This window comes from Pseudoselenomonas caprae (genome assembly GCF_008271345.1).
Taxonomy (GTDB): Bacteria; Bacillota; Negativicutes; order Selenomonadales; family Selenomonadaceae; genus Selenomonas_A; species Selenomonas_A caprae.
The window spans coordinates 63,020-88,628 of record NZ_VTOZ01000006.1 but is presented as its reverse complement, the minus strand read 5'-3'; the positions used below and the strand labels follow the sequence as shown (position 1 = coordinate 88,628).

At 43.7% G+C, this 25,609-nt stretch carries 30 protein-coding genes and 1 other annotated feature; of the genes, 7 read left to right on the top strand and 23 right to left on the bottom strand.

Translation table 11 applies throughout. From position 1 onward, the window contains the following. Positions 1–3: 3 nt before the first annotated feature. From FZ041_RS04370 to FZ041_RS04295, 16 genes are all read right to left on the bottom strand, one after another. Complete coding sequence (locus FZ041_RS04370) at positions 4–810, bottom strand: Wzz/FepE/Etk N-terminal domain-containing protein (protein WP_149188661.1); 807 nt, start codon at positions 808–810, stop codon at positions 4–6. Between the two features lie 299 nt (positions 811–1,109). Then, positions 1,110–2,066 (bottom strand): acyltransferase family protein, encoded by a 957-nt coding sequence (locus FZ041_RS04365; RefSeq protein ID WP_187626306.1) that lies wholly within the window; start codon positions 2,064–2,066, stop codon positions 1,110–1,112. Continuing rightward, positions 2,032–2,877 (bottom strand): beta-1,6-N-acetylglucosaminyltransferase, encoded by an 846-nt coding sequence (locus tag FZ041_RS04360; protein ID WP_149188659.1) that lies wholly within the window; start codon positions 2,875–2,877, stop codon positions 2,032–2,034. Before FZ041_RS04360 ends, FZ041_RS04365 begins: the two co-directional genes overlap by 35 nt. Then, positions 2,874–3,983 carry a polysaccharide pyruvyl transferase family protein gene (locus FZ041_RS04355; protein ID WP_149188658.1) on the bottom strand — a complete coding sequence of 370 codons (1,110 nt, stop codon included), beginning with the start codon at positions 3,981–3,983 and terminating at the stop codon, positions 2,874–2,876. The genes FZ041_RS04360 and FZ041_RS04355 overlap by 4 nt, the downstream gene beginning before the upstream one ends. 36 nt (positions 3,984–4,019) lie before the next feature. Then, positions 4,020–5,285: an ABC transporter ATP-binding protein gene (locus tag FZ041_RS04350; RefSeq protein ID WP_149188657.1), complete on the bottom strand. Its 1,266-nt coding sequence runs from the start codon at positions 5,283–5,285 to the stop codon at positions 4,020–4,022. A gap of 3 nt (positions 5,286–5,288) precedes the next feature. Beyond that, entirely contained in the window at positions 5,289–6,128 is an 840-nt protein-coding gene (locus tag FZ041_RS04345) for an ABC transporter permease (RefSeq protein WP_149188656.1), read from the bottom strand. Next, a complete protein-coding gene (locus tag FZ041_RS04340; protein WP_149188655.1) occupies positions 6,129–7,022 on the bottom strand; it encodes a glycosyltransferase family 2 protein in 894 nt (297 codons plus the stop codon). After that, positions 7,019–7,984 (bottom strand): glycosyltransferase, encoded by a 966-nt coding sequence (locus tag FZ041_RS04335; protein WP_149188654.1) that lies wholly within the window; start codon positions 7,982–7,984, stop codon positions 7,019–7,021. The genes FZ041_RS04340 and FZ041_RS04335 overlap by 4 nt, the downstream gene beginning before the upstream one ends. After that, entirely contained in the window at positions 7,977–8,897 is a 921-nt protein-coding gene (locus FZ041_RS04330; protein ID WP_149188653.1) for a glycosyltransferase, read from the bottom strand. The genes FZ041_RS04335 and FZ041_RS04330 overlap by 8 nt, the downstream gene beginning before the upstream one ends. After that, positions 8,894–10,039, bottom strand: coding sequence for a dTDP-4-amino-4,6-dideoxygalactose transaminase (rffA, locus tag FZ041_RS04325; protein WP_149188652.1), 1,146 nt, complete (start codon positions 10,037–10,039; stop codon positions 8,894–8,896). The genes FZ041_RS04330 and rffA overlap by 4 nt, the downstream gene beginning before the upstream one ends. Before the next feature lie 763 nt (positions 10,040–10,802). After that, complete coding sequence (locus FZ041_RS04320) at positions 10,803–11,291, bottom strand: hypothetical protein (protein ID WP_149188651.1); 489 nt, start codon at positions 11,289–11,291, stop codon at positions 10,803–10,805. Next, positions 11,278–11,568 carry a hypothetical protein gene (locus FZ041_RS04315; protein WP_149188650.1) on the bottom strand — a complete coding sequence of 97 codons (291 nt, stop codon included), beginning with the start codon at positions 11,566–11,568 and terminating at the stop codon, positions 11,278–11,280. Before FZ041_RS04315 ends, FZ041_RS04320 begins: the two co-directional genes overlap by 14 nt. Position 11,569: 1 nt before the next feature. Continuing rightward, a complete protein-coding gene (locus FZ041_RS04310) occupies positions 11,570–12,160 on the bottom strand; it encodes a hypothetical protein (RefSeq protein WP_149188649.1) in 591 nt (196 codons plus the stop codon). A 476-nt stretch (positions 12,161–12,636) separates the two neighbouring features. Beyond that, positions 12,637–12,783, bottom strand: coding sequence for a YvrJ family protein (locus FZ041_RS04305; protein ID WP_075443319.1), 147 nt, complete (start codon positions 12,781–12,783; stop codon positions 12,637–12,639). Between the two features lie 11 nt (positions 12,784–12,794). Then, positions 12,795–13,010: a DUF2922 domain-containing protein gene (locus FZ041_RS04300; RefSeq protein WP_075443235.1), complete on the bottom strand. Its 216-nt coding sequence runs from the start codon at positions 13,008–13,010 to the stop codon at positions 12,795–12,797. 26 nt (positions 13,011–13,036) lie between these two features. Next, the gene (locus tag FZ041_RS04295) at positions 13,037–13,258 is read right to left on the bottom strand and encodes a DUF1659 domain-containing protein (protein ID WP_075443237.1); all 222 of its coding nucleotides are present in this window, start codon (positions 13,256–13,258) and stop codon (positions 13,037–13,039) included. 201 nt (positions 13,259–13,459) lie between these two features. Here FZ041_RS04295 and FZ041_RS04290 point away from each other — a divergent pair, with 201 nt between their 5' ends. Next, positions 13,460–13,738: a type II toxin-antitoxin system RelB/DinJ family antitoxin gene (locus FZ041_RS04290; RefSeq protein ID WP_149188648.1), complete on the top strand. Its 279-nt coding sequence runs from the start codon at positions 13,460–13,462 to the stop codon at positions 13,736–13,738. Beyond that, on the top strand, positions 13,725–14,003 hold the full coding sequence (locus FZ041_RS04285) for a type II toxin-antitoxin system YafQ family toxin (RefSeq protein ID WP_149188647.1): 279 nt from the start codon (positions 13,725–13,727) through the stop codon (positions 14,001–14,003). The genes FZ041_RS04290 and FZ041_RS04285 overlap by 14 nt, the downstream gene beginning before the upstream one ends. 70 nt (positions 14,004–14,073) lie before the next feature. Here FZ041_RS04285 and FZ041_RS04280 read toward each other — a convergent pair whose 3' ends face one another. Next, positions 14,074–15,408, bottom strand: a complete 1,335-nt coding sequence (locus FZ041_RS04280) for an MFS transporter (protein WP_149188646.1) — start codon at positions 15,406–15,408, stop codon at positions 14,074–14,076. Between the two features lie 36 nt (positions 15,409–15,444). Further along, positions 15,445–15,750, bottom strand: a binding site (T-box leader). A gap of 346 nt (positions 15,751–16,096) precedes the next feature. On the opposite strand from FZ041_RS04280, the gene FZ041_RS04275 reads away from it, so the two are divergent. Genes FZ041_RS04275 through FZ041_RS04265 form a run of 3 tightly spaced genes read left to right on the top strand, consistent with a single transcriptional unit; the run spans position 16,097 to position 18,638 of the window. Further along, positions 16,097–17,158, top strand: coding sequence for a methionine ABC transporter ATP-binding protein (locus FZ041_RS04275; RefSeq protein ID WP_149188645.1), 1,062 nt, complete (start codon positions 16,097–16,099; stop codon positions 17,156–17,158). Then, positions 17,127–17,780, top strand: coding sequence for a methionine ABC transporter permease (locus tag FZ041_RS04270; RefSeq protein ID WP_075443247.1), 654 nt, complete (start codon positions 17,127–17,129; stop codon positions 17,778–17,780). Before FZ041_RS04275 ends, FZ041_RS04270 begins: the two co-directional genes overlap by 32 nt. Positions 17,781–17,795: 15 nt before the next feature. Next, on the top strand, positions 17,796–18,638 hold the full coding sequence (locus FZ041_RS04265) for a MetQ/NlpA family ABC transporter substrate-binding protein (RefSeq protein WP_149188644.1): 843 nt from the start codon (positions 17,796–17,798) through the stop codon (positions 18,636–18,638). A 201-nt stretch (positions 18,639–18,839) separates the two neighbouring features. Here FZ041_RS04265 and FZ041_RS04260 read toward each other — a convergent pair whose 3' ends face one another. The 5 genes from FZ041_RS04260 to FZ041_RS04240 form a co-directional block, all read right to left on the bottom strand. After that, positions 18,840–19,313, bottom strand: a complete 474-nt coding sequence (locus FZ041_RS04260) for an AlbA family DNA-binding domain-containing protein (RefSeq protein ID WP_187626305.1) — start codon at positions 19,311–19,313, stop codon at positions 18,840–18,842. Positions 19,314–19,340: 27 nt separating this feature from the next. Further along, a complete protein-coding gene (locus FZ041_RS04255) occupies positions 19,341–19,556 on the bottom strand; it encodes a DUF805 domain-containing protein (protein ID WP_222931133.1) in 216 nt (71 codons plus the stop codon). Positions 19,557–19,607: 51 nt separating this feature from the next. Next, on the bottom strand, positions 19,608–20,750 hold the full coding sequence (locus FZ041_RS04250; protein ID WP_149188641.1) for a glycoside hydrolase family 3 N-terminal domain-containing protein: 1,143 nt from the start codon (positions 20,748–20,750) through the stop codon (positions 19,608–19,610). 565 nt (positions 20,751–21,315) lie between these two features. Further along, positions 21,316–21,468, bottom strand: a complete 153-nt coding sequence (locus FZ041_RS14760) for a hypothetical protein (protein ID WP_255449239.1) — start codon at positions 21,466–21,468, stop codon at positions 21,316–21,318. 99 nt (positions 21,469–21,567) lie between these two features. Further along, a complete protein-coding gene (locus FZ041_RS04240) occupies positions 21,568–22,026 on the bottom strand; it encodes a low molecular weight protein-tyrosine-phosphatase (protein ID WP_149188640.1) in 459 nt (152 codons plus the stop codon). A gap of 400 nt (positions 22,027–22,426) precedes the next feature. On the opposite strand from FZ041_RS04240, the gene FZ041_RS04235 reads away from it, so the two are divergent. After that, positions 22,427–23,125, top strand: coding sequence for a DUF6088 family protein (locus FZ041_RS04235; protein WP_149188639.1), 699 nt, complete (start codon positions 22,427–22,429; stop codon positions 23,123–23,125). Further along, positions 23,112–24,044: a nucleotidyl transferase AbiEii/AbiGii toxin family protein gene (locus tag FZ041_RS04230; protein ID WP_149188638.1), complete on the top strand. Its 933-nt coding sequence runs from the start codon at positions 23,112–23,114 to the stop codon at positions 24,042–24,044. Before FZ041_RS04235 ends, FZ041_RS04230 begins: the two co-directional genes overlap by 14 nt. Before the next feature lie 343 nt (positions 24,045–24,387). Here FZ041_RS04230 and FZ041_RS04225 read toward each other — a convergent pair whose 3' ends face one another. Further along, on the bottom strand, positions 24,388–25,608 hold the full coding sequence (locus FZ041_RS04225; RefSeq protein WP_149188637.1) for a DUF262 domain-containing protein: 1,221 nt from the start codon (positions 25,606–25,608) through the stop codon (positions 24,388–24,390). Position 25,609: the final 1 nt, after the last annotated feature.

The following is a 25,609-nucleotide window of genomic DNA, read 5'->3' as shown; positions in this document are numbered from 1 at the left end:
CTCTTACTTATTCCCTTCTCGTTTATAGCAGAATAGACCATATCCCAAGGCCAGCATAACCCCTACCACAAAGCCCTCCAAAACAGTCAGCTTTTTCTTTCGTTCTAATACCGCATCTTTATCGGGCAAATCTGCTGGGTCGATGATCTGGATATCCATACACGGCATATCGCGCTGTATGATATGCTGTTCCCGCTGTTGCATAAGACGCATATAAAGCGTCTGTTTTATCTCTGCTGCGTCCGCCTTCCCCTGCGCCCTGGCATCCTCCGACGCTTGCCGAGCCACCTCAATACGTTCATCAAGGATACGGATAATCTGATCCTGTGTCTCCTGATTTTTCTTTTCCTGAACCGCTTGGAAGCCCTCCACAATCGCTTGCGATACCAGTTGTGCCTCCTCTGGCGTCCTCCCTCCCCCTGTCACTGAAATCAAATTGGTCATTCTGGTGTTTTTGACATGATACCCACTGATAGCAGCGTCCGTATTAGTTTTGGAACGAATTATCCTTTCCGCCTCTGCACACACCGCGCGTGATTTCATCAATTCAACATAAGCAGCAGAAGAAAGGTCAATATGAATTCCTTCCTCATTCCTTCCACTTGCAATCAACTTTGTTGTCACTTCATCAATACTTATCCCAACATTTCTTGTCTTGACTAAAGTAGTCGATTCATATTGCTTTGGCACTACAAAAAGGGCAACAACCGCAACGGCCATACAACCAGCAATTATTCCACCGATTACTTTCTTACGGACCCACATAATATATATAAGTCTTTTCAGATCAATGCCAACTGCATTCTTCATATTATACCAACCACGATGAGCAGTGCATTTTATAATCTATAATGCAATTATATATATAGTGTATATTTATGTCAATTTACAAAAAAAGAAAGCAGAGTCACTTTCTACGGGCTCTGCTTTCTTTTTACAGCTAGATACGAACCTACCCCTCTCTTCTCGCATCAACACCGCCAGTCCCATCCGCACAAGCATCAACACCATATCGCCTTAACCGTTTCCTCACCAGGTGTTGATAACCAAAGATTTCCACACCATTACAAGTTACTATCACTACTTTTACCAAATTCAATTAATTCGTGTTACCTGTTACCATTGAGCACACCAAACATTTTGGGCATAAATCGATATATCACGGCACCTAAGATCAATCCTATAACAATAACAACCATCCATGTCAAAAATTGATATTGCATCGGGGGAAAATGCCTCCAAAGTATACTTTCAACATAAGCATCAAGCCAATAATGGATGGCAAACAACCAAAAAGAATATTTAAAATCAGTCATTTTCCCAAACGGTAACAATGGCAACCAAAACATGCCTACGATTAACAAAATCCCCCTAACCGCATATAACCATACCTTTAATCCCATACTGATATCATTACCACTCATAAAAACACCTAGCAACAAATATAATAATACGCTACCACAAGCTAAATATACCTTATTATCTTTACTCGTTTTTTCCATTTTATCGATAAGAGACGGCAGCATAACTCCGCACAGTCCCCCCCATGTATATAGCAACCAAATAAATCTTGAGTGTAAAATATTATCCCCTTTTATAAAAATATATACCAACTGTGATATCACCATAAAAACGATCAAAACATTTCTTTTGTAAACATAGTATAACACAGGAGCAATAACTGCATATACAATCAACATAAATATATACCAAAAATGTGGTGATGAATCCCAAAATATTATATTATGCAGTATATCTATATTATCTCTAAACATTAAGGAATTTATAATATTCCATAATAGATACGGTATCAAAAGTGTATAAATTCTCTTATACATTTTTGTCTTAACCACCTGCATAGAATCAACATTTCTCCAAAATAAATAACCAGATATTAGTGTAAATGCAGGAACTACACAATCACCGAAATTTTTTATAAACATAAAAAATAGATAGTCATTTCCTTGATTAACATCCATATACGAAATATGATATAATACAATCAATAATGTTAATATCCATTTTACATTATCAAGATTTCTTGACCGTTCTCTTTTCAAGGTCAATATATCTAACCACCTTTTCTATTATTTCATTATCTATTCTTTCATCGAATTTTCTTGCAAACATTCTTCCAGAATCAATCAATTGATAAAAATCATCTACTTGCCATACATAAGGACTCCCTCTATCCCAATCAATCATTCGTGTAACACTAGAATAGTCATTCACATTAGTATTATATAGAACATAATTGTTATTTGTCATTGTTCTGTAAAACGTTTGTAAGATATATTCATCCGAACTAATTGTAAATCTAACTTTCCGTAATATATCTATTTTATGCTTTACTAAATCACACCCAAGTCGATGTGTAATACTAAACCAATTAGCTCCGCAATACAATTTTCTATTAACTCGAAAGGCTTTCTGAATGCAGATAAAAACTTTTGATAACAACCCATTTCCTAAATTATAATATCTACAATTATCCTTCAAGCAATAATCAAATGACTCAAAATGTATAAACTCCTTCCCAGCGTTATTGTAAAAAAATTTCTCTATAGTATCATTGCAATGGAGCGGCAAATCATGACCTGAAAGCAGATGGTAGTAATCATGATATTTCTGTATAGCCTGCTCAAGCAAAAACATTTGGCACTTCGTTTGAGAAATACCTGCCCATTTTACATCATATTCCATATAAACATGTATTTTTGCCTCTAACACACAATTCTTCAACATATCAATGTTGATATATCGTGTTTTTTTATCTATGTGCAGATAAATATCATTATTGACGCTATCCAATAGTTTTAACAATATCATTAATTGCCTAAAATTATCATGAGCCATTATTAAATATGCAAATTTCATTTACCTATTGCCTCATTTATATATTCACGCGATATCTCACGCATACTATGAAGTTCCATATTGTCCCTGTATTTGAAAGGCTTTTCAAAATCAATTGTATTTTTTCCATGTATAGTAACTATTCTATCTTCTGCATGTAGTAATCCAATAAGTTCCCGCAGTCTAGCATCAATTTCATTATAACTATCATGCGTATCCAAAAGCCAGAAATCGCGCTTAAACATATATGCAAACAACATTCCATGAAAAGACTCCACGAAACACTCTTTAGCATTAGCCATTAAACTCAAAAATGCTTCAGGTCCGCTTTTTTCATATAATTTAAATCCGTAATTTTTATAACTATAATTCATCCATTTATGAGCATCTATAACATAAACCGGCAATCCTGTTTCCATAGAACGTTTTTTTACAATATTTTTCAATTCTTCGTAACAATATGCCCAGGAATAATAAAAAATATAATCACCATTTATCAAAGGTTTCTCGGCTAATTTTAGCCAATTATCATCACCATAAAGTAATGTTGGGTCAAGCACCTTTACAACATTACGTTTCGTTATATCCTCCAGGCATTCTTTTCCTGTTTTTTCTCGCACCGACAAATAATCAAACTTATTTATGTACGATGTATATTTATCTTTATCCTTACTATCTCTTATATCATGTCCCCCAAGGCTAGGCGCATATGCTACTTTCTTTTTATTTGTCCAATTGCAAAAAAAAGCTTCATCAAAATCAGTCATACACACATTCCATACTTGATCGCTACCCACCACAATCACGTCATACTTTTCTGCAATATCCGCTAGGTCTTTATTGAAATATTCTTTTCCACGAATATCCAAAAAATCTTTTTGAAAGTCCTTATAGCTCTTCGTTTCTTGAATTAATTTATTCACGATACCATGACATTTAAAATTTAAAATCATTTTTTCCATCAATGTATTCGGTACAAAATCATACATGGCATGTGATGCGTCTGATGAAAAATTTATTATTTCTACATTACCATACTGCTTTAATATTTCTTTCAACGCATAGCTCTGTAACATCGAACCGCAATTATACGAAGCCGACAATGTTATTATACCTATATTCACCATTCCATCACGCTCCTCAAAAGCCAGACACTCTACTACTTATATTTTCACTACTGATGGTAGCTTCACCTGCCCCCAATACTGAGGGAGCCAATTAGTTCTATTATTATCATCCTCCACAACATCAAAGTATATTAGTTCGGTAGTCTCATCTAGCCCCTTATGATAGCCTAAATCATTCAATTCAAACAAAGTCAATCTTAGTGTATAAGATCCTTCCGCTAGATTGGCTATATCAAAACAATACCTTTCAACCAATGTTTCCCCTTTGCGTATATTTATTAATGGTAAAGATTCTGACATCCCTACATTTGTGCCATCTATTGTTCTAATCTCCAAACGTATTCTAAGATCAGTTATATCTTCTTTTCCCTCTATTTTTAAACAAAATTTCATTTTTTCCGAAGAAAAATACTTTGCTATTTTTTTTCCTACAAAACTAAAATCATGAATATAAATCTTAGTTCCTCTCTCTAATGCAGAACGTTTCTTCCCATCAAAGTTGTAATTGATTCTCAAGTCACTAGCCACACCATTCATATATACATCTATAGCTTTTTCTACTTCTCCATCGAAGATCATTCTACCTTTGTCCAGCACAATACACCTTGTACAAAGATTCCTAATCGTCGCCATATTATGACTTACATAAAGAACAGTTTTTCCTCCATGAGCTTCATCACTCATCTTTCCTAAGCATTTTTTTTGAAAAGCCATATCACCTACAGCCAGCACCTCATCCATAATCATGATTTCCGCATCCAAATGTGAGGCTACCGCAAAGGCAAGCTTTACATACATACCCGAAGAATATCGTTTTACAGGCGTATCGATGAATTGACGACACTCTGAGAAGTCAATAATAGATTCCATCTTTTGATCAACTTCTTTTTTTGTCATTCCCAAGATGGCACCATTCATGTAGATATTTTCTCGACCGGTAAGTTCGCCATGAAAACCCGTGCCAACTTCGAGCATAGAAGCTATTCTACCATTTATCCACACATCACCCTCGGTTGGTGCTGTTACACGGGAAAGTATCTTCAGCATAGTGGACTTACCAGCACCATTTCCACCGATAATTCCAACTGCTTCCCCCTGTTTTATTTCCAAATTAATGCCGTTAAGGGCATAGAAACTCTCCCCGAAATCCGCATAATCCTGCCCTAACTTCAAATTAGGATCTTCCTTACCGCACTTACGCGCCCACCAAGACTGCAATTCCGCATTCAATGTGCGTCCGCCAATGGCACCAAGAGTATATTGTTTTTTTAGATTCTCTATTTTTATTGCTATATCTGACATATCTCACACCGTATCCATAAATGTTTTTTCAATTCTGCTGAATATTACCACACCTATCACCAATACCGTCAAAGTAACTAGCCAACTAAAGCCCCAGTATCCCCACATAAACTGCCCTGCGCCAATAACCACACTACGCCAGCATTCCAGGATGGCAGCCATTGGATTCAACATATACAATGACAGATACTTTTCTGGAACCAGTCCAGCCGTATAAACCACAGGTGTAGCATACATCCATAGCTGCACACCAAAACCAACCAATATGGCTAAATCTCTGTATTTCGTAGTCAACGCAGCAATAATAATGCCACACCCCAAGCCTAGCAACCCAACTTGTACGATAAACACTGGCGCTAATAAAGCAGACAAGCCGATATCAAAAGACACTCCTACAAATATATCCCCTGCCATAACCAATACCAGCATACCAAGTTGTATTACCAAATCGAGTCCACCAGTCAACACCGCAGATATCGGCATCACCAATCGTGGGAAATATACCTTTCCCATAATGGCAGCATTTTCCGTGAATGTACCGGCAGTCTGCGTCAAACTAGTAGCAAAAAATGCCCATATTGCATTACTGCACAGGTAAAAAACAAACTGCGGCACTCCTCCCGTAGACAGCCCTGCCAACGAACCAAAAACCAGCGCATAAAGCGTTACCGTTAGTAAAGGATTGAAAATCAGCCACAACGGACCAAGTATTGTCTGCTTATAGCGCGTGGCATAATTTCGTTTAAAAAACAAATAAATCAAATCCCGATAACGAAATAACTCTCTTAAATCTATATCAAACCACCCTACTTTAGCTTTTATGTGTGTTGTATAATTCCCCATTTATTTATGTAACATTCCTTTCCTTATATCATTTAGTTTACGACACCAAGCTATAGTTCTTAGTTTTCTTTTTATATCACTTTTCAGTAAATATCCCCTGTACCACGGAGCAATATCCAACACTATTTCCCTAACATCTTGAATATGAGTCTCGCCGAAAAATAACATTGCATCCAAAAAATCTTTTTTTAAGTTAGACCTCTTTGCCATACAATATAGTGCCAAAAAATTTTTTTCTAAAACCTGATAAGTTGCTTCACTAATCGCAGCCCTACGCGTTTCCGTAAGAGAACCTGGATGTGTTCTGTATAAATAATAATCAGCATCTATATGAACAATCGTCCCGCATCTATATATCCTTACCCAATAATCATAATCTTCGGCAAGAAATAGATTTGCATCATACTTTCCCACTCTTTTCGCAACATCCGCAGTATACATAAAATAGGCTCCACATGTGTTACCTTCAACCAAATATTTGGGCTCAGGAAGTTTTTCTTCTCCTACAATATTCCCTACTGTATCTATACGTGTAAAATCCCCATATATCATAACTGCTTTTTGATTATCATGAAATGCTTTAACTAGCACTTCAATAGCTTTCGGCTTATATAAATTATCATCAGATGTCCATGTATAATAATCTCCTGTCGCCATTGAGAAACCCACATTTAATGTATTAGGCAATTGCATATTATAATCATTTGACAGCACCATTATTCTTTTATCTTGCTTTGCCAGTTTTTCACATATTTCCAATGTATTATCTGTAGAGCAATCATTTACTATAATTAACTCCCAATTTTTGTATGTTTGATTCATAACACTTTTAATAGCCTCAGCCACATAAGATGCTCCATTGTAAACTGGCAAAACAATAGAAACCTTTTTCAAAAACTACACCTCCCTTTTCTAAAAACGAAAATATCAACTAAATGCATCATAATCTTTAATTTATTCTTTTTGCCAATATATTTATTTAAAAGTAAAGATAATAAATTTAATCGAAAAAAAGAATTAATTCTTTTGCATACTCTAAAATCCTTCTTCTTTGAGTTATTTAATTTCATTGATACCTGCAAATAATTATTCATCTTTTTCACCAATGCCGCCTCTTCATATTCTTTTCCTATTTTTTTACAATCTTCAAAAATCATATCTGCAGCATCTAATTCATCTATATCTATGATGCAAAAATCACGATGCATTATACTACCAAATCTTTGATAATATATGTACAATGGTGCTCGTACATATGCAACTCGTTTCGCATTTGTAAAAAATTTGTATGTTGTCATATCATCTTCATGATATTTTCCCACCGGAAAAGGATACTTTAATGCTAAAGATTTGCGAATAAACAACCCACAAGCACTGCCTCCGTGTAGCTCGCCTATCAACATTCTTCTTAATGCTTCATATCCTGTCAATACTCCTTCATCATACTCGCCATCGATAAAAAATTTAACCGTGCTACCTTCTTCGCAAAAGAAAAATTCACAAGTTGACATATCCGCATCATATTTTTGAATTGTCATCCATAAAAGTTCTAAATATTTATTTGAAATTACATCATCGCTATCAACAAATGTTATATATTCTCCTCTAGCATTTTGGGTACCAATATTTCGTGTATGTGCTAATCCAGCATTCTCCTTATGTATTACCCTAATTCTCTTGTCATTTTTCTTTAAGCAATCACAGATTACTCCACTTCCATCCGATGATCCATCGTCAATAAGTATCAGTTCGAATTTTTGAAAAGTCTGCGACAAAATACTATTAACACATGATTCCAAGCACACTTCAACATTATAGACAGGAACAATAACACTAACTATTGGCTTTTCACACATACTCACAAATTTTCCTTTTTAAATTTTTAAGCATCATAATGGGAACACCAATATATGCCATAATTAATATTTCCCACTTATCCATAAACACCCCCATGCTCTTATCAAATCCATCAATCATATACGAGCATGGTATACGCATAATATTAAACTTCAGATAACAATTTGCAACAAATTTCCTATATGATTTTACAGTACTCTTCAACGTATCTACGCTTATATCTCCTCCTCTATACAAGTCAAAAATTATCGATATTTCATCTATTGCAAAAGTCTTGTATAAATCATATTCACCTTTATTTTCATGTCCATCATATATATCATGTGCCCATTTTTTATTATTTATAATATATCTATTCCTCTTTCGTTCTGCAAACAGAACATCCGAATGTGGAGATATTTTATTATATTTATGGTCACTTGGAATTTTGTGGAAATCACTTTTCCACACACCAACGCCAGTTGTCCACGACGCTATATGCTTAAGGCCTTTTACAAACCCATCAAAATCCCTATATTCTTCAACTTCATTCCTCATCGGTAGCATGCCATTAGAGAAATATATTACAGGCTTCTCTCTGCTATATTCTTTTATTATACTAACCATCCATCTAATCGTTCCGGCCTCTAAAACCGACCGATGATTTATAAACTTTAAATACCTACCTTTTGCCAGTCTCAATGCCTCAATTTGATTTTCAAACATGTATGCACTTGTTTTTTTGTACACTAAATTCTCATATCGTTGAGCATATTTTTTCATTTTTTCATGAAATTCGTCACTATCTCCATTATTCGTTACAACCACTTCATACAATTCACTATTTTCATTTTGATCAAAAATATTATCAAGTACAGGAAAAACCCATTCTGAAACTCCATTGGTTGGAATACAAAGAGATAGATATGTCATCTTCTTGTCTCCTCGCCAGAGAAGAACTCTTTAACTTTTTTAATAATTATATCTACATCTTTAGGATCCATATTGTAGTATAATGGCAATCTAACTAACCGATCACTATCATTCGTTGTATACTTGTCTTCTCCTGCAAATCGCCCATATTTTAAGCCTGCCGGCGCAGAATGTAATGGCACATAATGAAATACGCATAGAACATCATTATCCTTCATATACTTTATGAATCTTGTCCTCTGCTCTAAGCTATTGCATTTTATATAAAACATATGCGCATTATGCTCGCACCCATTAGGTATAGTCGGCAATTCTATATTCCATTTTTCAGCAAAAGGAAGGAACTCATTCCAGTACAAATTCCATGTTTTCATTCTATCTTGCTGAATCTTTTCTATCTCTTCTAACTGTGCCCATAAATACGCAGCATTTAAATCGCTTTGTAAATAACTATCACCGTATTCTACCCAGTTATATTTTGCTACTTGTCCTCGAAAAAAAGCCGTCCTATTAGTTCCCTTTTCACGATAAATTTCAGCTAAATAATCAAACCTATCGTTATTTATTAAAATCGCTCCGCCTTCTCCCATAGATAAGTTTTTAGTTTCATGAAAAGAATAACAACCAAAATCACCGATTGTTCCGCAATATCTTCCTTTATATGTACTTGTAATTGCTTGGGCAGCATCTTCTACTACAAATAAGTTATATCGTTCCGCAAGCTCCATAATAGTGTCCATTTCACAAGCCACGCCTGCATAATGTACAGGTACTATTACCTTAGTTTTTTCTGTAATAGCTTCTTCTATTTTTGTTTCATCAATATTCATGGTATCAGGCCTAACATCTACGAATACTAACTTAGCCCCTCGTAAAGCAAACGCATTAGCAGTAGATGAAAATGTAAAAGATGGTAATATTACCTCATCTCCCGCTTTTACATTACATAAGAGAGCTGCCATATCCAACGCTGTCGATCCAGACGTAGTTAGCAAAGCTTTATGAACGCTAAGATTATTTTCAATCCATTCATTACATAATTTTGTATATTTACCATCTCCGCATATTTTATGACTATCAACAGCATCCTTCATATATTCAAAAGCTGTAGGAATAAATGGCGGAACATTAAAATGAATCACAATTTTCTCCCTTTCTGTTCAATCCGTCTCATCAGAAATTAACTTTTTCCTTATACAAAAACAACATATCGACCCCTCAACTCTATGTGCTATTATCTCTTACACTTACGTAATTCACGCCTCCCGCATACAAGCACAAGTGTATTACGCATGGTGTTTTGCACATATATTTTCATTATATATTTAGTAGTAGGCAATGTCAATTTTACACACATAAAACAAAAAGGGCTGCCACCCCTGGCAGTCCTTTTGTCCTATATGTATCTTTTTTCAGTGCGCCAGCATCATCGCCTGCACTTCCTTCGGCAGCTGGTAGAAGAACGAGTCTTTGGCGTAGGTCTTCTGTTTATGCTTGAGTTTGCGTTCTTCCTGTTTTTTTCCCAGTTCTCAACGAGGATGTGGGCTTTGCGGACACGGGCGTTTTCAAAATACAAAAAGGCCCGACCATACGGCCGGGCCTCGCTCAGGTTGCAATCCTAAGCATTGGGGCTTTTGCTGCGTCAATGCCGGTCAAGCCACTTGCAGACATAGTAGCTGGTTATGCCTGCTACAACCGACATAAAAAAATTGGATAGGATATCTAGCAATAGGTTCACCTCCCTTCACCACGGTGAAGGTAAATGATCCGCAGCGTTTATCATTGTATCTTATAGTTGAAAAACTTTCAAGCAACTGCTATAATAAAGCTAAGCTAAAAGTTGGATAGGTTAGCAATAGGTAAGCCCCGGGGGTCGCTCCCCGGGGCTATCTTTTTGTATTTAGTTCAGTGTGCCAGCATCATCGCCTGCACTTCCTTCGGCAGCTGGTAGAAGAAGGAGTCTTTGCCGTAGTGTCTTGGGGCGGCGTTTTGTTTTTCCTGCTCCGCCTCCCATTGTTCGACGAGGATATGGGCTTTGCGGGCGCGGTCGTTTTCGCAGAAGTGCTGCGCACGGATGCCCATTTCTTTTAGGCGGTCGTAGTTGATCGTGAGCCAGCGAGTGCGGTCGTAGGCGTGATGGTTGTAATTGCGGCTGATCAGGACGCCGATCCGGATGAGATGGGCGATGGTGCGCTGGACGGTGGAGGGGGACAGGTGCAGTTCTCTTGCCCAGCGGCTGGTGCTGTAGTATACCCAGTAGCGGCCTTCGCGGACGTTGCCGGTGCGGTCGAGCAGCCAGTCGAGCTGGCTGATGAGCCGTTCCTCCGAGTCGGAGAAGTATTCGAGCAGGTCGAGATGGTGGATGCGCACGAGTTTCGGATCAGTTTCTATCATGATGTGCGCCTTCTTTCCCCGTGTATTTTGCATTGCTTTCCCGCCGCTGCTGCCGTCCCGTATGCGGGATGTTGCGCGTGCGGTAGTGGTGCTCGATGGCATGGCAAAGCCAGCCCGAGGGATGCAGGATGGTGCGCGTCCGCGTCTCGTACCAGAGCAGTGTGAGGGCGCGGTCGACGTCAAAGGAGCCATAGCGCTCGTAGAGTTTGCGGATGACTGCGGCGGATACGCCGAGTTCTTTGCCATGACGGGTGAGATTTGCAAGAATCATGTCCATTTCAGTTTTCCTCCTGTGCTGCATATGCTGTGCTGTTATCTTCTCTGAGGATGGCCGGCAGGGTACGCTCAGCGCGGGCCAGCCGCTGCCTAGCAGTGGTAAAGTGCCGCAGGTAGATATAGCGGGCCTGGTCAAGTTTCTGGCTGACGGTACGGACATGCCAGAGCGTAGCCAGCTGGCTGCCCGAGGCGAATACGATGAGGCCATACGGCCACGCGCCCGCCTTGCGGACGAGGAGCGGATGGGCGATGTTCACGTAGGCCCGCGTCGAGTGATGGGAGCTATAGCCTTTGCTGCGCATCTTGAGCCCGACCAGCGTGAGGTCAAGCGAGATGGGATAGATGGTGCCATGCGACCGGCCGAGCAGACAGGCGCAGCTGCGCCCCACCCGCCCGAATTCTTTGTCCTCGCGGGCTGCGTAGATGCGGGCGATGGTCTGGATAGCACTGCGGTACAGGCGGGTCTTGCCGCTTGCCAGGAGGATGCAGGTACTTTCGCCGCCGTTTTTGTCTGTGCAGGGTATGAGGGCGTCGATGTCTCTGGCATCTGGTACGGTTTGGCGTAGTTCTTGTTGAGTCATTTTCCCGTTCATTTTTATCCTTCTTTCTGTTTTATTTATCTGCCGTGTTTCATCTCCTTTTGTATTGCGTTCACGAGCACATTATAGCTCTTTTGCACGATAAATTCAAGTGTATTTTATAATTTTTATCTTGTTTGGCTTTAATTTTTTCCAGTGCGCAAAGTCGTTCGTTATTTACACATGAATATGCGTATAAAAAGCCTTCCCTTGGAGAAGGTGTCCGATAGAAGCAGATAGTGTACAGTATGACCTCATCCGCCCCTTCGGGGCACCTTCCCCAAAGGGGAAGGCTTTTTGTGGCATTCTCTTTGTAGTCTTAGTGTAGTCTCAGGTATCGTCGTACCGATTCGCGTATATGGATGTATTGTTTTGTCGTTGTGTATTTGCGCAGCTTCCTCTGCTGGATTCTGTCAGGCAGCGATGTTGCTTGGCATAAAAAAATACTGCCAAAGGCAGGATGCTTTTGGCAGTATTTGCAAGGGAGTCTTTTAGCCACGCCGCTGCAGTTCTTTTACCAGCTCGCCCAGCTGCTCAGTGAAGCGATCCATCGAGCGCTGGAAGCGGGTCAGCAGGTAGAAGGTCACGACGATGGGAAAGCCGACGGCGGATATGGCCGTCAGGACGGTCTGTTCCATGGCCGGCCCCATCAGGCGATGATGCTCGTGTCATCGACCGACTGGAGATAGGCTTTCTTAACGCCGATGACAGGCGAGCCATCGACGAGGAAGGCTTTGCTGGCGACAGCCGCGTCGATGAAGGCGTTGATATCGGCTGCGGCGACGTCTTCACGCGGATGCGCTACCGTGATGGTGCTGGTTTTGCCGTTTTCGAGGTTCATGACGATTTTAAGCGTTGCTTTCATGGGTAGGTCTCCTTTCTAGACGATGGTTACTCGGCGATGAGGTCACTGGCATCCTGACGGACGACAGCGGCGACGGTGTACTCCTGCAGGCGGCCGAGTTTTGCGCCAAGCTCATAGGCCTGCTCGTCGCCGATGGCCGGATTCAGGTTGCGGAATACGCGCTGGGCGTATTTGTCCTTGCCAGCCATCGTCTGCCCGGTGATGACCTTGAGGATGAGTTTGCTCGTGGTGTTTTCACGTTTTGCCATAGAGATTACTTCCTTTCTATATAAATGATGGTTTGAGGAGCTCCTTTCACTTATAGTACATAGAGGAAGCGGGGGAAAAAGCAACCTAACGAATTGATAAAATATTTTTTACTATAGATCAATCACGGGCCGCTCAAGTATAGTCATTGTATTGACAGTAAATATATAACAGCTATAATATATATTAAGGGAGGCGATATTATGGCAAGTGCAACGACAAGCATGAGCATTCGAATGGATCGTGTGGTAAAAGAGCAGGCTCAACAACTTTTCAAGAGTCTCGGCATGGATATGACAACGGCTATCAATATCTTTCTACGGCAAGCATTGATACGCAAAGGACTTCCTTTTGAAGTTACTGCCGAAGGAGCAGATTCGGTTTTGATGCAGAAATTGGCCGAAGCTGAGGCCGATTCCGATATTCACGGCCCCTTTCATACCGTACAGGCATTAATGGATGACCTCAATGCTGACGATTGAATACCCTTCTATTTTTAAGAAGGACTATAAACGCGCCTTAAAGCGCGGCTGTAATCCCAAACATTTTGAAGCAGTTGTCCATTTGCTTCAAAATCAACAACCCTTACCCGAAAAGTATCGTGACCATGCTCTTACCAATTCACGGAACTTTAAAAACGTTCGTGAATGCCACATTGAACCCGACTGGCTGCTAGTATACCAAGTCATTGATGAACGATTAGTATTGAAGCTTATGCGAACAGGTACACACAGCGATTTATTCTGAAAATATCTTTCCTATAGTAAAAAGCTGGACAAGATTCCCTTGAATCTTGTCCAGCTTTTTCTTTTAAAATTTACGCGCTGACAGTTTCAGTTGTAAGCTCCGCGGCTGGATCAGCATCTTCACGTACTCGGCCATTAAGGCGATATTTGATGGTGAGGACGAGCAGGCCGGAGAGCAGCATGAAGGCGCCCATGATGTAGTAGCCGAGGTCGAAGCTGCCGGTCGTTGTCTTGACCCAGGCCATCATATTCGGGCCGACCCAGCCGCCGATGTTGCCGCAGCTATTGATGAGCGCGACAGAGGCTGCGGCCGCAGGCCCTGTGAGAAACGTGGTCGGGATCGTCCACCAGATGCCCATGGCGGCATGGATGCCTATGGCTGAGAGGCAAACGAGGAAAAGCGCCATGCCAAGGCTGCCGGCATGCGGCGAGCAGGCAAGGCCGACAGCGCCGACGAAGAGTGCGCCCGCCACATGCCAGACTTTATCGCCTGTGCGCGTGGAGGTATGGCCAAGGATGACCTGCACGACGAGCGCGGCAGTCATCGGGATGGCGATGGCGCCGCCCAAAAGCGAGGTTGAAAGGCCTGAGAGCTCTTTAAGCACGGTCGGCATCCAGAAGTAGAAGCCCCAGAAGCCGACAACCCAGAGGAAGTAAATCAGGCAGAGCTTGAGCACCTTCGGATCTTTGAAGGCTTTGAGCACCGTGTATTTCTTGCGGCCCTGCATGCGGGCCTGTTCTTCGTTGAAGTTGTCCGTGAGGTATTTCTTCTCGGCAGCTGAGAGCCAGCTGACCTGGTCGGGACGGTCCTTGACGCCGAAGAAGAAGAACACGGCAAAGGCAAGCGCCGGTACGGCCTCCAGGATGAAGAGCTCCTGCCAGCCATGCATGCCGAAGAACGACGTCTCCAAGAGGACGCCCGCCAGCGGCGCGCCGATGATGTTGCTGAGCAAGAGGCTCGTGAGCATCAGGCTCGTGGCGCGGGAGCGCTCGCCAGCCGTGAACCAGCGCGGGAAGAGCACCGAGTAGATGACAGGATAAAGGCTTGCCTCCGATGCGCCCAAGAGGAAGCGACAGAGGTAGAAATGGAACTGCGTCGTCATAAAGGCCATCGCCACGCAAACGAGGCCCCAGGTGAACATGATGCGGGCAATCCACTTGGTCGCAGAGAATTTCGCCGCGACGAGCGAGCCGGGAATCTCGAAAATCAGATAGCCGACAAAGAAGATACCGGCGCCCGCACCGAATACCTCCGGCGTAATCCACGGCAGATCCTGCGTCATCGTGAGCTTGGCATAGGCCACATTGACGCGGTCGATGCAGGCGATGATGGAGACCAAAAATACCGGCAGGACGATGCGCAGGTCACGCCTGCGCTTGAGACTGGCGAAATCGATGTTTTCCATGATAATACCTCCTAAAATAAAAAATGTCCGTCCCGATAAAGGGACGGACGATATATCCGCGTTACCACCCAGATTCCATAGCCTTGCGGCCATGGCGCTCTACAACGTACTCTGGCAGTATCCGTGCAATCCTGTCTATGCAAAGCATGCAATCAACGTACCATCATACGCGGCACCTGTAACGGGGTGCTGCCGTGGCCGCTTACTGACAGCCCGCAGGGCCGCCGTTCAGCGCCATGTCTCGGAGATGATTTTCTGCTCCCGCTGTACTACCGGCTTTCACCATACCCGGCTCGCTATGCGTCTCACCGCGAGCATACTCTTTCTCGTCATCAACTGTGTGCATTATGTGTTTTGTTGTTTACATCTTACGCATAATACAATAGCACTGATATGTAAAGTTGTCAACTATAAATTCGTCGAGCTCATCGTTGCTCCGTTAATCGTCGGTGTGCTGCTCAAATTATTTGAGTGGTGGTTGACGCACTAAGGTTAACCAAAAACGTAGAATCCCCGCCAATCTCCTGCCAGCAAAAAAATACTTTTATGCCAGGCGGTGCTTCGTGGTATAATGTGTTGTGGCAGTGCATATGTTGTCAAGACAGTACACTTTGTGATTGACAATATGTCAACTATGCGCTATTATGTAAAACATATAATAATACTAGGAATTGGGAGGAAGACGCTTATGATTAAGCTCTCTCATATAGAGAAGACTTATGACAGCCCCGCTGGGCCGGTCGCAGCGCTCAAAGGCATCGACCTTGAGATTGCGCGCGGTGAGATTTTCGGCATCATCGGCCTATCCGGCGCGGGCAAATCGACGCTCGTACGCTGCATCAACATGCTCGAGCGGCCGACGGCCGGGCAGGTATTCGTCGACGGCAAGGAGCTTACGGCGATGGATGCGGCCGAGCTGCGAAAGACCCGCAAGGACATCGGCATGATTTTCCAGCATTTCAACCTGCTCTCGTCGGCAACAGTCTACGAGAATATCGCCTTTCCGCTGAAGCTTGCAGGAATGTCCGCAGACAAAATCCGCGAAAAGGTCGAGCCGCTGTTGAAACTCGTGGGGCTTGAGGCTAAGGCCAGCCAGTATCCGTCGCAGCTCTCTGGCGGCCAGAAGCAGCGCGTCGGCATCGCCCGCGCGCTCGCCAGCGAACCGAAGGTACTGCTCTGCGACGAGGCCACGAGTGCCCTTGACCCGCAGACGACCAAGGCCATCCTCGAGCTCATCCGCGCTATCAACCGCAAGCTGCAGCTGACCGTCGTGGTCATCACGCACGAGATGCAGGTCATCAAGGACATCTGCGACAAGGTTGCCGTCATCGACCAGGGCGTCATCGCCGAGCAAGGCTCAGTCATCGACATCTTCACGAATCCGCAGCAGCCGATCACGAAGGAATTCATCAGCGTGCTGCTCTCCAATGACCTGCCAGCGGCTTTCCGTGGCGGCAGGATTTCGGCTGAGCCCATCGAGGATGCCTATCTTTTGGTACGGCTGACCTTCATCGGCGAGAGCGCCGATGATCCGGTGCTGGCCGGCATGATAAGGAAGTTTCCCGACGTTGAGACGACCATGCTCTTCGGCAATCTCGACCAGATCCGTGCCACGCCTTTCGGCCGCATGATCGTGGGGCTTACCGGCCCGCACGAGCGCGTACAGGCAGCGCTGGAATACCTGCGCACCAAGGAACTCAAGGAGGAGGTGATTGGCTATGTCCGCAGACATGATACCACTGCTGTCTAAGGCCCTTGGCGAGACGGTCTATATGGTCGCCGTCTCGATGGTCATCGCCTCTGTCATCGGCGTGCCGCTCGGCGTGCTGCTGCATACGACGGGCAAGGGACAGATCCTGGCCGCACCGGCGTTCAACCGCGTGCTCGGCTCGATTGTCAACGCCATCCGCTCGATTCCTTTCATCATCCTGATGGTCGCCATCATCCCGCTGACGCGCGCCATCGTCGGCAGCGCGATTGGCACGACAGCGGCCATGGTACCGCTCGTCATCGCCTCGATTCCGTTCATCGGCCGCCAGGTCGAGACCTCGCTCAAAGAGGTTCCCTACGGCCTCATCGAAGCCGCGCAGTCCATGGGCGCCACGCCGTTCCAGATCATCTGGAAGGTCCTGCTGCCAGAGTCGCTGGCCAGCATCACCGCCCAGCTTACGACCGTCATCATCAGCCTCGTCGGCGAATCGGCCATGGCCGGTGCCATCGGCGGCGGCGGCCTTGGTGACCTCGCCATCCGCTACGGCTACCAGCGCTTCCGTCCGGAAGTCATGATTGCCACGGTCGTCATTCTCATCGTACTCGTCCAGCTTGTCCAATTCATCGGCAACACGCTTGCCCGCAAGCTGGATAAGAAATAAAAGGGGGAATTATTTATGAAGAAAATCGTATCACTCATCGGTGCGCTCATGGTCGCAGCACTGGCCTTTGCCGGCTGCGGCGGCAGCAATAGCACGAGCTCGGGGACAGACGCTGTCGCCCAGAACTCCTCGGGCATGAAAACGCTGAAAGTCGGCGCTACGGCCGTCCCGCATGCCGAGATTCTCGAGGTCGTCAAACCGCTCTTGGAAAAGGACGGCATCAAGCTCGATATCGTCGAGTTCAACGACTACGTCCAGCCGAACCTGGCCCTCAACGACAAGGAACTTGACGCCAACTTCTTCCAGCATGAGCCGTATCTCAAGAACTTCATGGAAGAGCATAAGGAAGTCAAGCTTGTGAACGCCGCTGGCATCCATATCGAGCCGATGGGCATCTACTCCAAGAAGGTCAAAGACCTCAAGGAGCTCAAAGACGGTGCTGCCATCGCCATCCCGAACGACCCGACCAACGGCGGCCGCGCCCTGCTGCTCTTGCAGAAAGCTGGTCTCTTGAAGCTCAAGGACGGCGTCGGTGAGAAGGCTACGGTCCAGGATATCGCCGAGAACGCGCATAACTTCAAATTCCAAGAAGTCGAGGCTGCCCAGGTTCCGCGCACGCTCGAAGATGTTGATGCTGCCGTCATCAACACGAACTACGCGATGCAGGTAAACCTCGTCCCGACCAAAGACGCCCTGATCATGGAGGACAGCACCTCCCCGTACGTCAACATCCTCGCCGTACGTGAAGGCGACAAAGACCGCCCGGAAATCCAGGCCCTCATCAAGGCCCTGCAGAGCCCGGAAGTCAAAGCCTTCATCAACGATAAATACAAAGGCGCCGTCGTCCCGGCATTCTAAGCCACGACAGTGACAGAAATCATAACAAACCGCCGGACGGAAACCACAACCCAGTGGATTCCGTCCGGCGTTTTTGCATTCGCTGTTTATTTTTATCCTCAATTCTGATGCATGTAATCTCCTCTCTTCTTTAAGCGCGAATGTACTGCGTTCTATTGCCTGCCTTCTGCATAATCAGGGCCCCTTCATCACACATCTTCGCTAATATTGAATATGCTTTGGAGTTCCTACTGACAATGCTGCCTCCACATCCTTACGGGTAATGCTGCCTTGTCTTTTCACAAGCCCCATTACAATTTCTTTTTCGGTCTCTGGTTGATAGGATATCACTTTTTCTGATTGCTCATCGATATTAAGATTAAACAGCGTGGTCTTAAATGCTCCTTGTGCTGATTCAAAAACAGGCTGCTTCTCACTATTTTTGTATAATGCCTTGATACGTTTTGAACCATCATCATTTATCCCAATATAAAAGGTTCCCCCCTCTGCATTAGCAAAAGCAATAATATCTTTGCGAAGCTCCTGAACGTATATCCGTCTGTACTCCACATCTACATTTTCCCGATTGGCCACAACTCGCTCCTTTCTCCTTCTTTCTCTTTCTTTCTCTTTCTCATTATAAATAAAAGTGAAAGAAAGCAAGTAATTAAAGAGACTCGCATGGCTTTGCGCCAATGCGGGGCTCTTTAGTTTTCGGATTTATCAGCGATTGTTCAGCTGCTGCAAAGGATCCGGGCCGTACTGATTCGGCCCCTCAGTCCCTTTCGCAAACAGCAAATATATTCCCCAAGGAACATTGGCATAAGGAATGAGGAAAATCAATGACAGCCAGCCAGTCTTGTCCAGATCATGCAAACGGCAGGCAGAAATAAAGTACGATGCTACGACAAAGGGAATCGAGCCTAACCCACAAAGCACCACAGCCCCTTCTTCATTTCCAAGGAAGACGCCGCTTTCAAACTCCTTCTATCAATATGGAATGCCGTTGCGCAGCTTTGCTTTGACAATACGCCGCACAGAAGCATCAATCTGATCTTTATCCAATTCGCCATTCTCATAGGCTTCGAGCAGGCCGAGGTAGACATCGGTCTCATGCGGATACTCATGGCACATCATGACGATATCCACGCCAGCTTTGACGGCCTTGACCCCGATATCGCGGTAGCTGCCGTATTTCGCTACCGCTCCCATCTCGAGGTCGTCGGTAATGATAAGGCCGTTATACCCCATCTTTTCGCGCAAAAGCCCGGTCACGATGGCATGCGACTGGCTGGCTGCATTCTCCTTATCGAGCTGCGGATATTTCAGATGTGAGACCAGGATAAAGAAATCCTGGTCGGCCTTCTCATCAATCAGCGCCTGGAAGGGCTTGAGGTCGGTCTTAAACAGCGTATCTTCCGTCACATCGATACTCGAAATATCCTGATGCGAGTCAACCGTACCGCGGCCAATGCCTGGGAAATGCTTGAGCGCATAGATTTCCCGCGAGGACTCGTAGCCCTGCGCCGCTGCTTTAACGAATTTCACGACTGTATCGGGGTCCTGGCTATAGGAACGCGTGTCATTTGCGCCCACATCTGCTACGGGCGCAAAATTGACATGGATACCCAGATCCTTGAGCGCCGCTCCCGTTTTCCTTGCCCAGGCCTCGACGGCTGTCGTCTCGCCAGCATTCCCCAGCTCCTGCTGGGACGGTGGCGGCTCGATGAAGTTTTTGCCCCGGACAACCCGTCCCCCCTCTTCATCGATAGCGATAAAAAGCGGCACAGGCTGCCCCGCATCGCTTGCCGCCTGCTGCAGGTCAGCGGTAAGCTTGGCCGTCTGCTCAGCCGTCTGCAGGTTGCGGTCAAACAGGATGATATTGCCGATATGATACTGGCTCAGCATATATTTGGCATCATCGGTGATCTCCGTGCCATGAATGCCTATCATCACCATCTGCCCGAGCTTTTCCTTATAGCTCATATTGGCGACAATAGCATCAACCTTGTCATCAAGCGTCTGCGGCTTCTCAGCAGCCTTATCCGCCCCCTGGCCACAGCCTACAGCGACGGCCACCCCCAGCGATATAAGCCCCATAGCCAGGCTCTTTATCCATTTATTACGCTTCATTGCTTTATCCCTCGATTAATATTGTTCTTCATTGACGAAAAAAAAACATCTTGGTATAATGAGTATAGAAAAGATGCTATACACGGGAACAGTCAGCCCGAACATATAATGTACGAATTAACCGCCTAGTTTTCCAGACATGGGGCGGTTATTTTCGTGTGTTCAAGTCTTTACCAATCATATAGCCGAAACTAAAGACGGCAATCGTATAGCCTGTTACAGCTAACATTGACTCTATTGTCATACGACATCCCTCCTCTTGCATATTTCCCCAAGGGGACTCTATGTCATCGGAGGGTCACAGTCCCTCCGCAGAGGGCTAACCGCTTCCTGTGTGATAGCACCACGAATATTATAACACAAAACGCCGGGCCGAAACCACAAATTAAATGGTTTCGGCCCGGCGTTTCCTTTACCTTTATTTGCTGAAGAACAGCGCGTAATACCCGTTGACAAAGATGACGAGTACGATAAGCGACAAGATCCACGTCACGTAGAACCGCACGCAGGTTGAGAAAGCCGTGCCCTTGCCGGTGTTGGCCTCCTTGATGAAGTTATCCCAGCCCTAGCCGTAGCGGCTCGTGCAGAAGGCAAGATAAACGAGCGCGCCGAGCGGCAGCAGGTTGTTGCTGACGAAGAAGTCCTCGAGGTCAAGCACGCACGGCAGCGACACCAGGATAAAGCCCAGACGGGTCGAAAAACTTCCCCTTGATTCCAATAAAGCACCTTCTCTGCAATAATATAAACTGTCATGTGCCAGCATGTACGCTCTAAAAGTTTACAATGATACACACGCACTAATAATTACCTATCTATATTACCGCATTGGTCGAATTTTGTCCAGCAGAGAACGACACCCATTGCTAACGTCCATATATGTAACCTCAAAATTACCCGTATACCAAGGATCAGCCACCTCACGCGCCTCACCAGCATACGCAAGCAGCAAATGGCACTTGCCCTGCGGATCGCCGTCTGTAAGTCGTGATAAATCACGCATATTCTCATCATCCATCGCAATAATCAGGTCGTATTCATCATAATCCGTGCGCCGGATCTGCCGTGCCTGCCGTGGCGTGAACGGCACACCATGCGCGCGCAGCACCCGCTTCGTCCCTGGATGCGTGTCACTGCCAATCTCATCCGTGCGGCAGGCCTTCGACTCCACAAGGATCTCCTCCGCAAGCCCCGCCTTTGCCACCATATCCTTCATCACAAACTCCGCCATCGTCGACCGGCAAATATTGCCGTGGCAGACGAATAATATTTTTTTCATCTCCAATACTCCTTATCACATAATGATAGTCCAACTTTTGATCCGCATCTCCTTTTCTCTCCTCATTAAGCGAGAATATACTGCGTCCTGATACCGTTCTCACTTAACGGCTGCGACGAAGCCCCACGACGTACATAAACTCCATTGGATTTTAAGCCCTTATCCTTAATATAGTATTGGCAAAAGCGATAATATCTTTGCGAAACTCCCGAACATACGTACGCTCGTACTCCACATCTACATTTTCCCTCATCCACCGCTTCGCCTTTCCCCTTCCCCAGAGGGGAAGGCTTAGGAGGAACGTGTGAGCACATCTTTAATAAGCAAAATTCGTTTCTAATTGACAGTATTGTAATCTCAATGCTAAAATACAATAAAAGGAAGGTGGTGCAAAAATCATATGAAAATGACAGTCGCAAAAGAACTTATAATATCTCAACCCGAAGACAAGCTACTGATAGCACACGAATTATTTCTGCAAATAAGAGGACGAGTTACCAAGGAAGCCTATGCAAAAACGTTATCGCGAATGGTGAACTACGGAGTTTTGCGACGGTTAGGAAAAGGTGTTTACTACCGCCCGCAAAAAACACGTTTTGGCCAGCTGCCAATCAGCAACAAAGAAGTGGAGTCCTATTACATGAGCAACAATAAAGGAATGCTTATAGGCTATAAAATGTATAATCGGCATGGACTGACCACACAAGTTGCCAAGCGGACAGAAATACTTACAACTATGGCTACAAGCAAGACGCAAAAGCTAAACAACGATTTCTTCATCGTAAAAGCAAAGACCCTGCTCACTCCTAAAGTTCGCCACGCTATAGAAATGCTGGAAATCATGCAGCATGCCCGACAGATTGAGGATCTGAATACCAACATGCTAGGCCGGTATGTAGAAAGATTCGCCAAAAGCTATGACAACGAAACGATGGAACAAATTTTGCATCTCCCTAACCATGGGTACAAGAAATCTACGATTGCATCAATAGCCTCCATTCTTGACTTCTGGAAAGTACCACACACTCTCTCCAGGCATATCTCAAAAAAATCGAGGTATACCTCTATGATGGCGGAGGAAATATATGCAACTGCATAATGATAATCAAATATTCGAACAGCTGCAACGAGCAACAAGCGAATTTATCGGAGTACCGGCCGAGGCCATAATGAGGGATTACTACATCGTTCTGTTATTGCAACGGCTTGAGCAAAGCATTTATGCTGAAAATTGTGTGTTCAAGGGCGGAACTTCGCTTAGCAAATGCTATCCTGGGTCTATCAATCGTTTTTCTGAAGACATTGACTTAACATACCTGCCGCCTAAAACAGAGCAGCTTAGTGACAAGCAATATGGACGACGGATAAAACAGATTGAAAAAATGATGGCAGATGGCTTTGCGTCGCAAAAAGACAGCGAATCCAATAACCGAAGCAAAGCACTGTATATCCTCCTAAACGAAGAGAGCAAGATAAAACTTGAGATAGGTAGCTCTGTAGTTCCGCAACCATACGCTAAAAAATGTATCAAATCATACATTCACGAATATCTTGAGCACATACAGGCTATGGATGTCATAGAGGATTATGGGCTTCAAGAAGTACATATCAATGCGCTTTCGATAACCCGTACATTTCTTGACAAAATAATGGCGGTGAAAAGACATTCCATATGCGGCAAAATAGAGAACAAGGCCAGGCACATCTATGATGTTGTCAGCCTGTTTCCCAGGAAGGACATTCAGGAATTCCTAAAAAATACGCAAGAACTGCAACCATTATTGCGGCTTACCAAAGATGCGGATACCTACTATACAGAAAAAAGAAACATAGATACAGACTACGATCCATCAGGCCCATATGCTTTTCCGATATGGGAAAGCGATTTCTTAAAAGCGAAAGACAGCTATGAAAAATTACACAAAAATTTGCTATACACGAATCAGAAACAAGATTTCAAGCAGGCAGTAAAAGTCTTCAGGAAAATAAATGACATCTTTGCCTCCATGAGAGAATAATCCTGAACCGAAATCAAATTACGGCACGCAACAAAGGCCTCCGCGAATGCGGAGGTCTTTGTTTTTGTTGTTGCTAGTGCAAGGCTTTTTTACAATATGCTTTCTGTCGGCTGAATATTTCACATCCTACAGCTAAATAGCCCTTACGAAAAGCTCCTTAGAGGAGCGTCCCTTGGCACATCCCGCATAATAACAGCTCATACAGACACTCCATGACGCCTGCGTTTAACTAAGCAATGTGGGTAGGATTCTCATATATTGTCGCATATAAGTATAGCAATATACAATGCAATTACCATGGAATAATACCACTCATTTTATTCCCAATATGCTAACGCTCTGCTTATTTATCGACATTATCCGTTTGACTTATACGTGGTAATGTAACATCTTTTTTCAAAGTCAACGCCTCATATTTTTCATCAAACACTTTGTTGATCTTACAAAAATATTTTATTATATTCTTCATATTTGTACTAGAAGCATTGTACGTATCATCACCCACAGGACTGTTCTGTAATATTCTTTTTATGTTTCCATGTAAATATTTCGATTCCAAATCAATATCAAAATAATAATAAATAGCTGCTAATATGATAGAAACCCCTGTGTGGAACTTAGTCGATCTATTATCATCGCCCTTAAATACTGCCGTAGAAAATGGATACTCAACATCTTGGGATAAACGAAGCATAAACTGATTAAATGCTAAAAATTTTTCTTTAATCTTATCGATGTTTTTTTCTTTCCCAATCCTATAAAGCGTAGCTTGATCGGACAAGAACTTATCAGCAATCTCAACTCCATCTTTTGCCTGAATAGTTAATCCGTTCAATAAAACATTCATAATAATACATAATTCTTGATGGTTACGTTGTTTGTTTTTCCTATCAGCTGTAATATTATAAATCTTCCAGTACTGACTATATTCGATTTTTTTCGTTGCATTATCAACTACATCATTTAAAAATCTTGTAATATAAACGCTGGCATTTGAATAATATGTAGCCATTGACATTTCATGTTTTTCCAAAGGTTTGGTATTTCGATTATACCTTTTAAATAACTCAATTTCCATTTCATCATCATCAAATGTTTCAAATTCAAGTACTGAAAGATGACTGCCCAATATTTTGAATTTCGTTTCTTTGTCCAATTGAGAGAACTTTTTATTCTTGTACTTTTCATTGTCTTTCAATAATTCTAAATCCGACAATGCATACTTATCCTTTATAAACCTATAAATAGCAGTTAATCTATGTTGCCCATCCATCACATGTCGTAATTGCATTTCATTATTATTAGTTTTTACTAAAAAAATTTCAGGGATGGGAATATTTAAAATTATAGACTCTATGATAGAACTCTCTTCTCCCACCTTAGACCGATATTCTCTTTGATAGTCAGGGCTCAAAATAATACCCTGAAAATATTCTAATTGTTCAACATCAGACATGACCGATTCTGTACATCTAAGAAACTTTTCTCCCTTGTCAATAAAATTAATCATATCCTGTATCGATATCAATGGGCGTGTATATTTAACATTAACAGGTAACTTCATT

Coding starts and splice junctions, on each gene's coding strand:
- FZ041_RS04300 (WP_075443235.1), bottom strand. CDS start 13,010: ATGAAAGCAACGCTTAAAATCGTCATGAACCTCGAAAACGGCAAAACC.
- FZ041_RS04240 (WP_149188640.1), bottom strand. CDS start 22,026: ATGAAAAAAATATTATTCGTCTGCCACGGCAATATTTGCCGGTCGACG.
- FZ041_RS04265 (WP_149188644.1), top strand. CDS start 17,796: ATGAAGAAAATCGTATCACTCATCGGTGCGCTCATGGTCGCAGCACTG.
- FZ041_RS04330 (WP_149188653.1), bottom strand. CDS start 8,897: ATGACATATCTATCTCTTTGTATTCCAACCAATGGAGTTTCAGAATGG.
- FZ041_RS04250 (WP_149188641.1), bottom strand. CDS start 20,750: ATGAAGCGTAATAAATGGATAAAGAGCCTGGCTATGGGGCTTATATCG.
- FZ041_RS04295 (WP_075443237.1), bottom strand. CDS start 13,258: ATGGCAAAACGTGAAAACACCACGAGCAAACTCATCCTCAAGGTCATC.
- FZ041_RS04310 (WP_149188649.1), bottom strand. CDS start 12,160: ATGAACGGGAAAATGACTCAACAAGAACTACGCCAAACCGTACCAGAT.
- FZ041_RS04225 (WP_149188637.1), bottom strand. CDS start 25,608: ATGAAGTTACCTGTTAATGTTAAATATACACGCCCATTGATATCGATA.
- FZ041_RS04350 (WP_149188657.1), bottom strand. CDS start 5,285: ATGTCAGATATAGCAATAAAAATAGAGAATCTAAAAAAACAATATACT.
- FZ041_RS04275 (WP_149188645.1), top strand. CDS start 16,097: ATGATTAAGCTCTCTCATATAGAGAAGACTTATGACAGCCCCGCTGGG.
- FZ041_RS04305 (WP_075443319.1), bottom strand. CDS start 12,783: ATGGAACAGACCGTCCTGACGGCCATATCCGCCGTCGGCTTTCCCATC.
- FZ041_RS04370 (WP_149188661.1), bottom strand. CDS start 810: ATGAAGAATGCAGTTGGCATTGATCTGAAAAGACTTATATATATTATG.
- FZ041_RS04235 (WP_149188639.1), top strand. CDS start 22,427: ATGAAAATGACAGTCGCAAAAGAACTTATAATATCTCAACCCGAAGAC.
- FZ041_RS04360 (WP_149188659.1), bottom strand. CDS start 2,877: ATGAAATTTGCATATTTAATAATGGCTCATGATAATTTTAGGCAATTA.
- FZ041_RS04290 (WP_149188648.1), top strand. CDS start 13,460: ATGGCAAGTGCAACGACAAGCATGAGCATTCGAATGGATCGTGTGGTA.
- FZ041_RS04335 (WP_149188654.1), bottom strand. CDS start 7,984: ATGTGTGAAAAGCCAATAGTTAGTGTTATTGTTCCTGTCTATAATGTT.
- FZ041_RS04355 (WP_149188658.1), bottom strand. CDS start 3,983: ATGGTGAATATAGGTATAATAACATTGTCGGCTTCGTATAATTGCGGT.
- FZ041_RS04285 (WP_149188647.1), top strand. CDS start 13,725: ATGCTGACGATTGAATACCCTTCTATTTTTAAGAAGGACTATAAACGC.
- FZ041_RS04320 (WP_149188651.1), bottom strand. CDS start 11,291: ATGATAGAAACTGATCCGAAACTCGTGCGCATCCACCATCTCGACCTG.
- FZ041_RS04230 (WP_149188638.1), top strand. CDS start 23,112: ATGCAACTGCATAATGATAATCAAATATTCGAACAGCTGCAACGAGCA.
- FZ041_RS04315 (WP_149188650.1), bottom strand. CDS start 11,568: ATGGACATGATTCTTGCAAATCTCACCCGTCATGGCAAAGAACTCGGC.
- FZ041_RS04270 (WP_075443247.1), top strand. CDS start 17,127: ATGTCCGCAGACATGATACCACTGCTGTCTAAGGCCCTTGGCGAGACG.
- FZ041_RS04280 (WP_149188646.1), bottom strand. CDS start 15,408: ATGGAAAACATCGATTTCGCCAGTCTCAAGCGCAGGCGTGACCTGCGC.
- FZ041_RS04345 (WP_149188656.1), bottom strand. CDS start 6,128: ATGGGGAATTATACAACACACATAAAAGCTAAAGTAGGGTGGTTTGAT.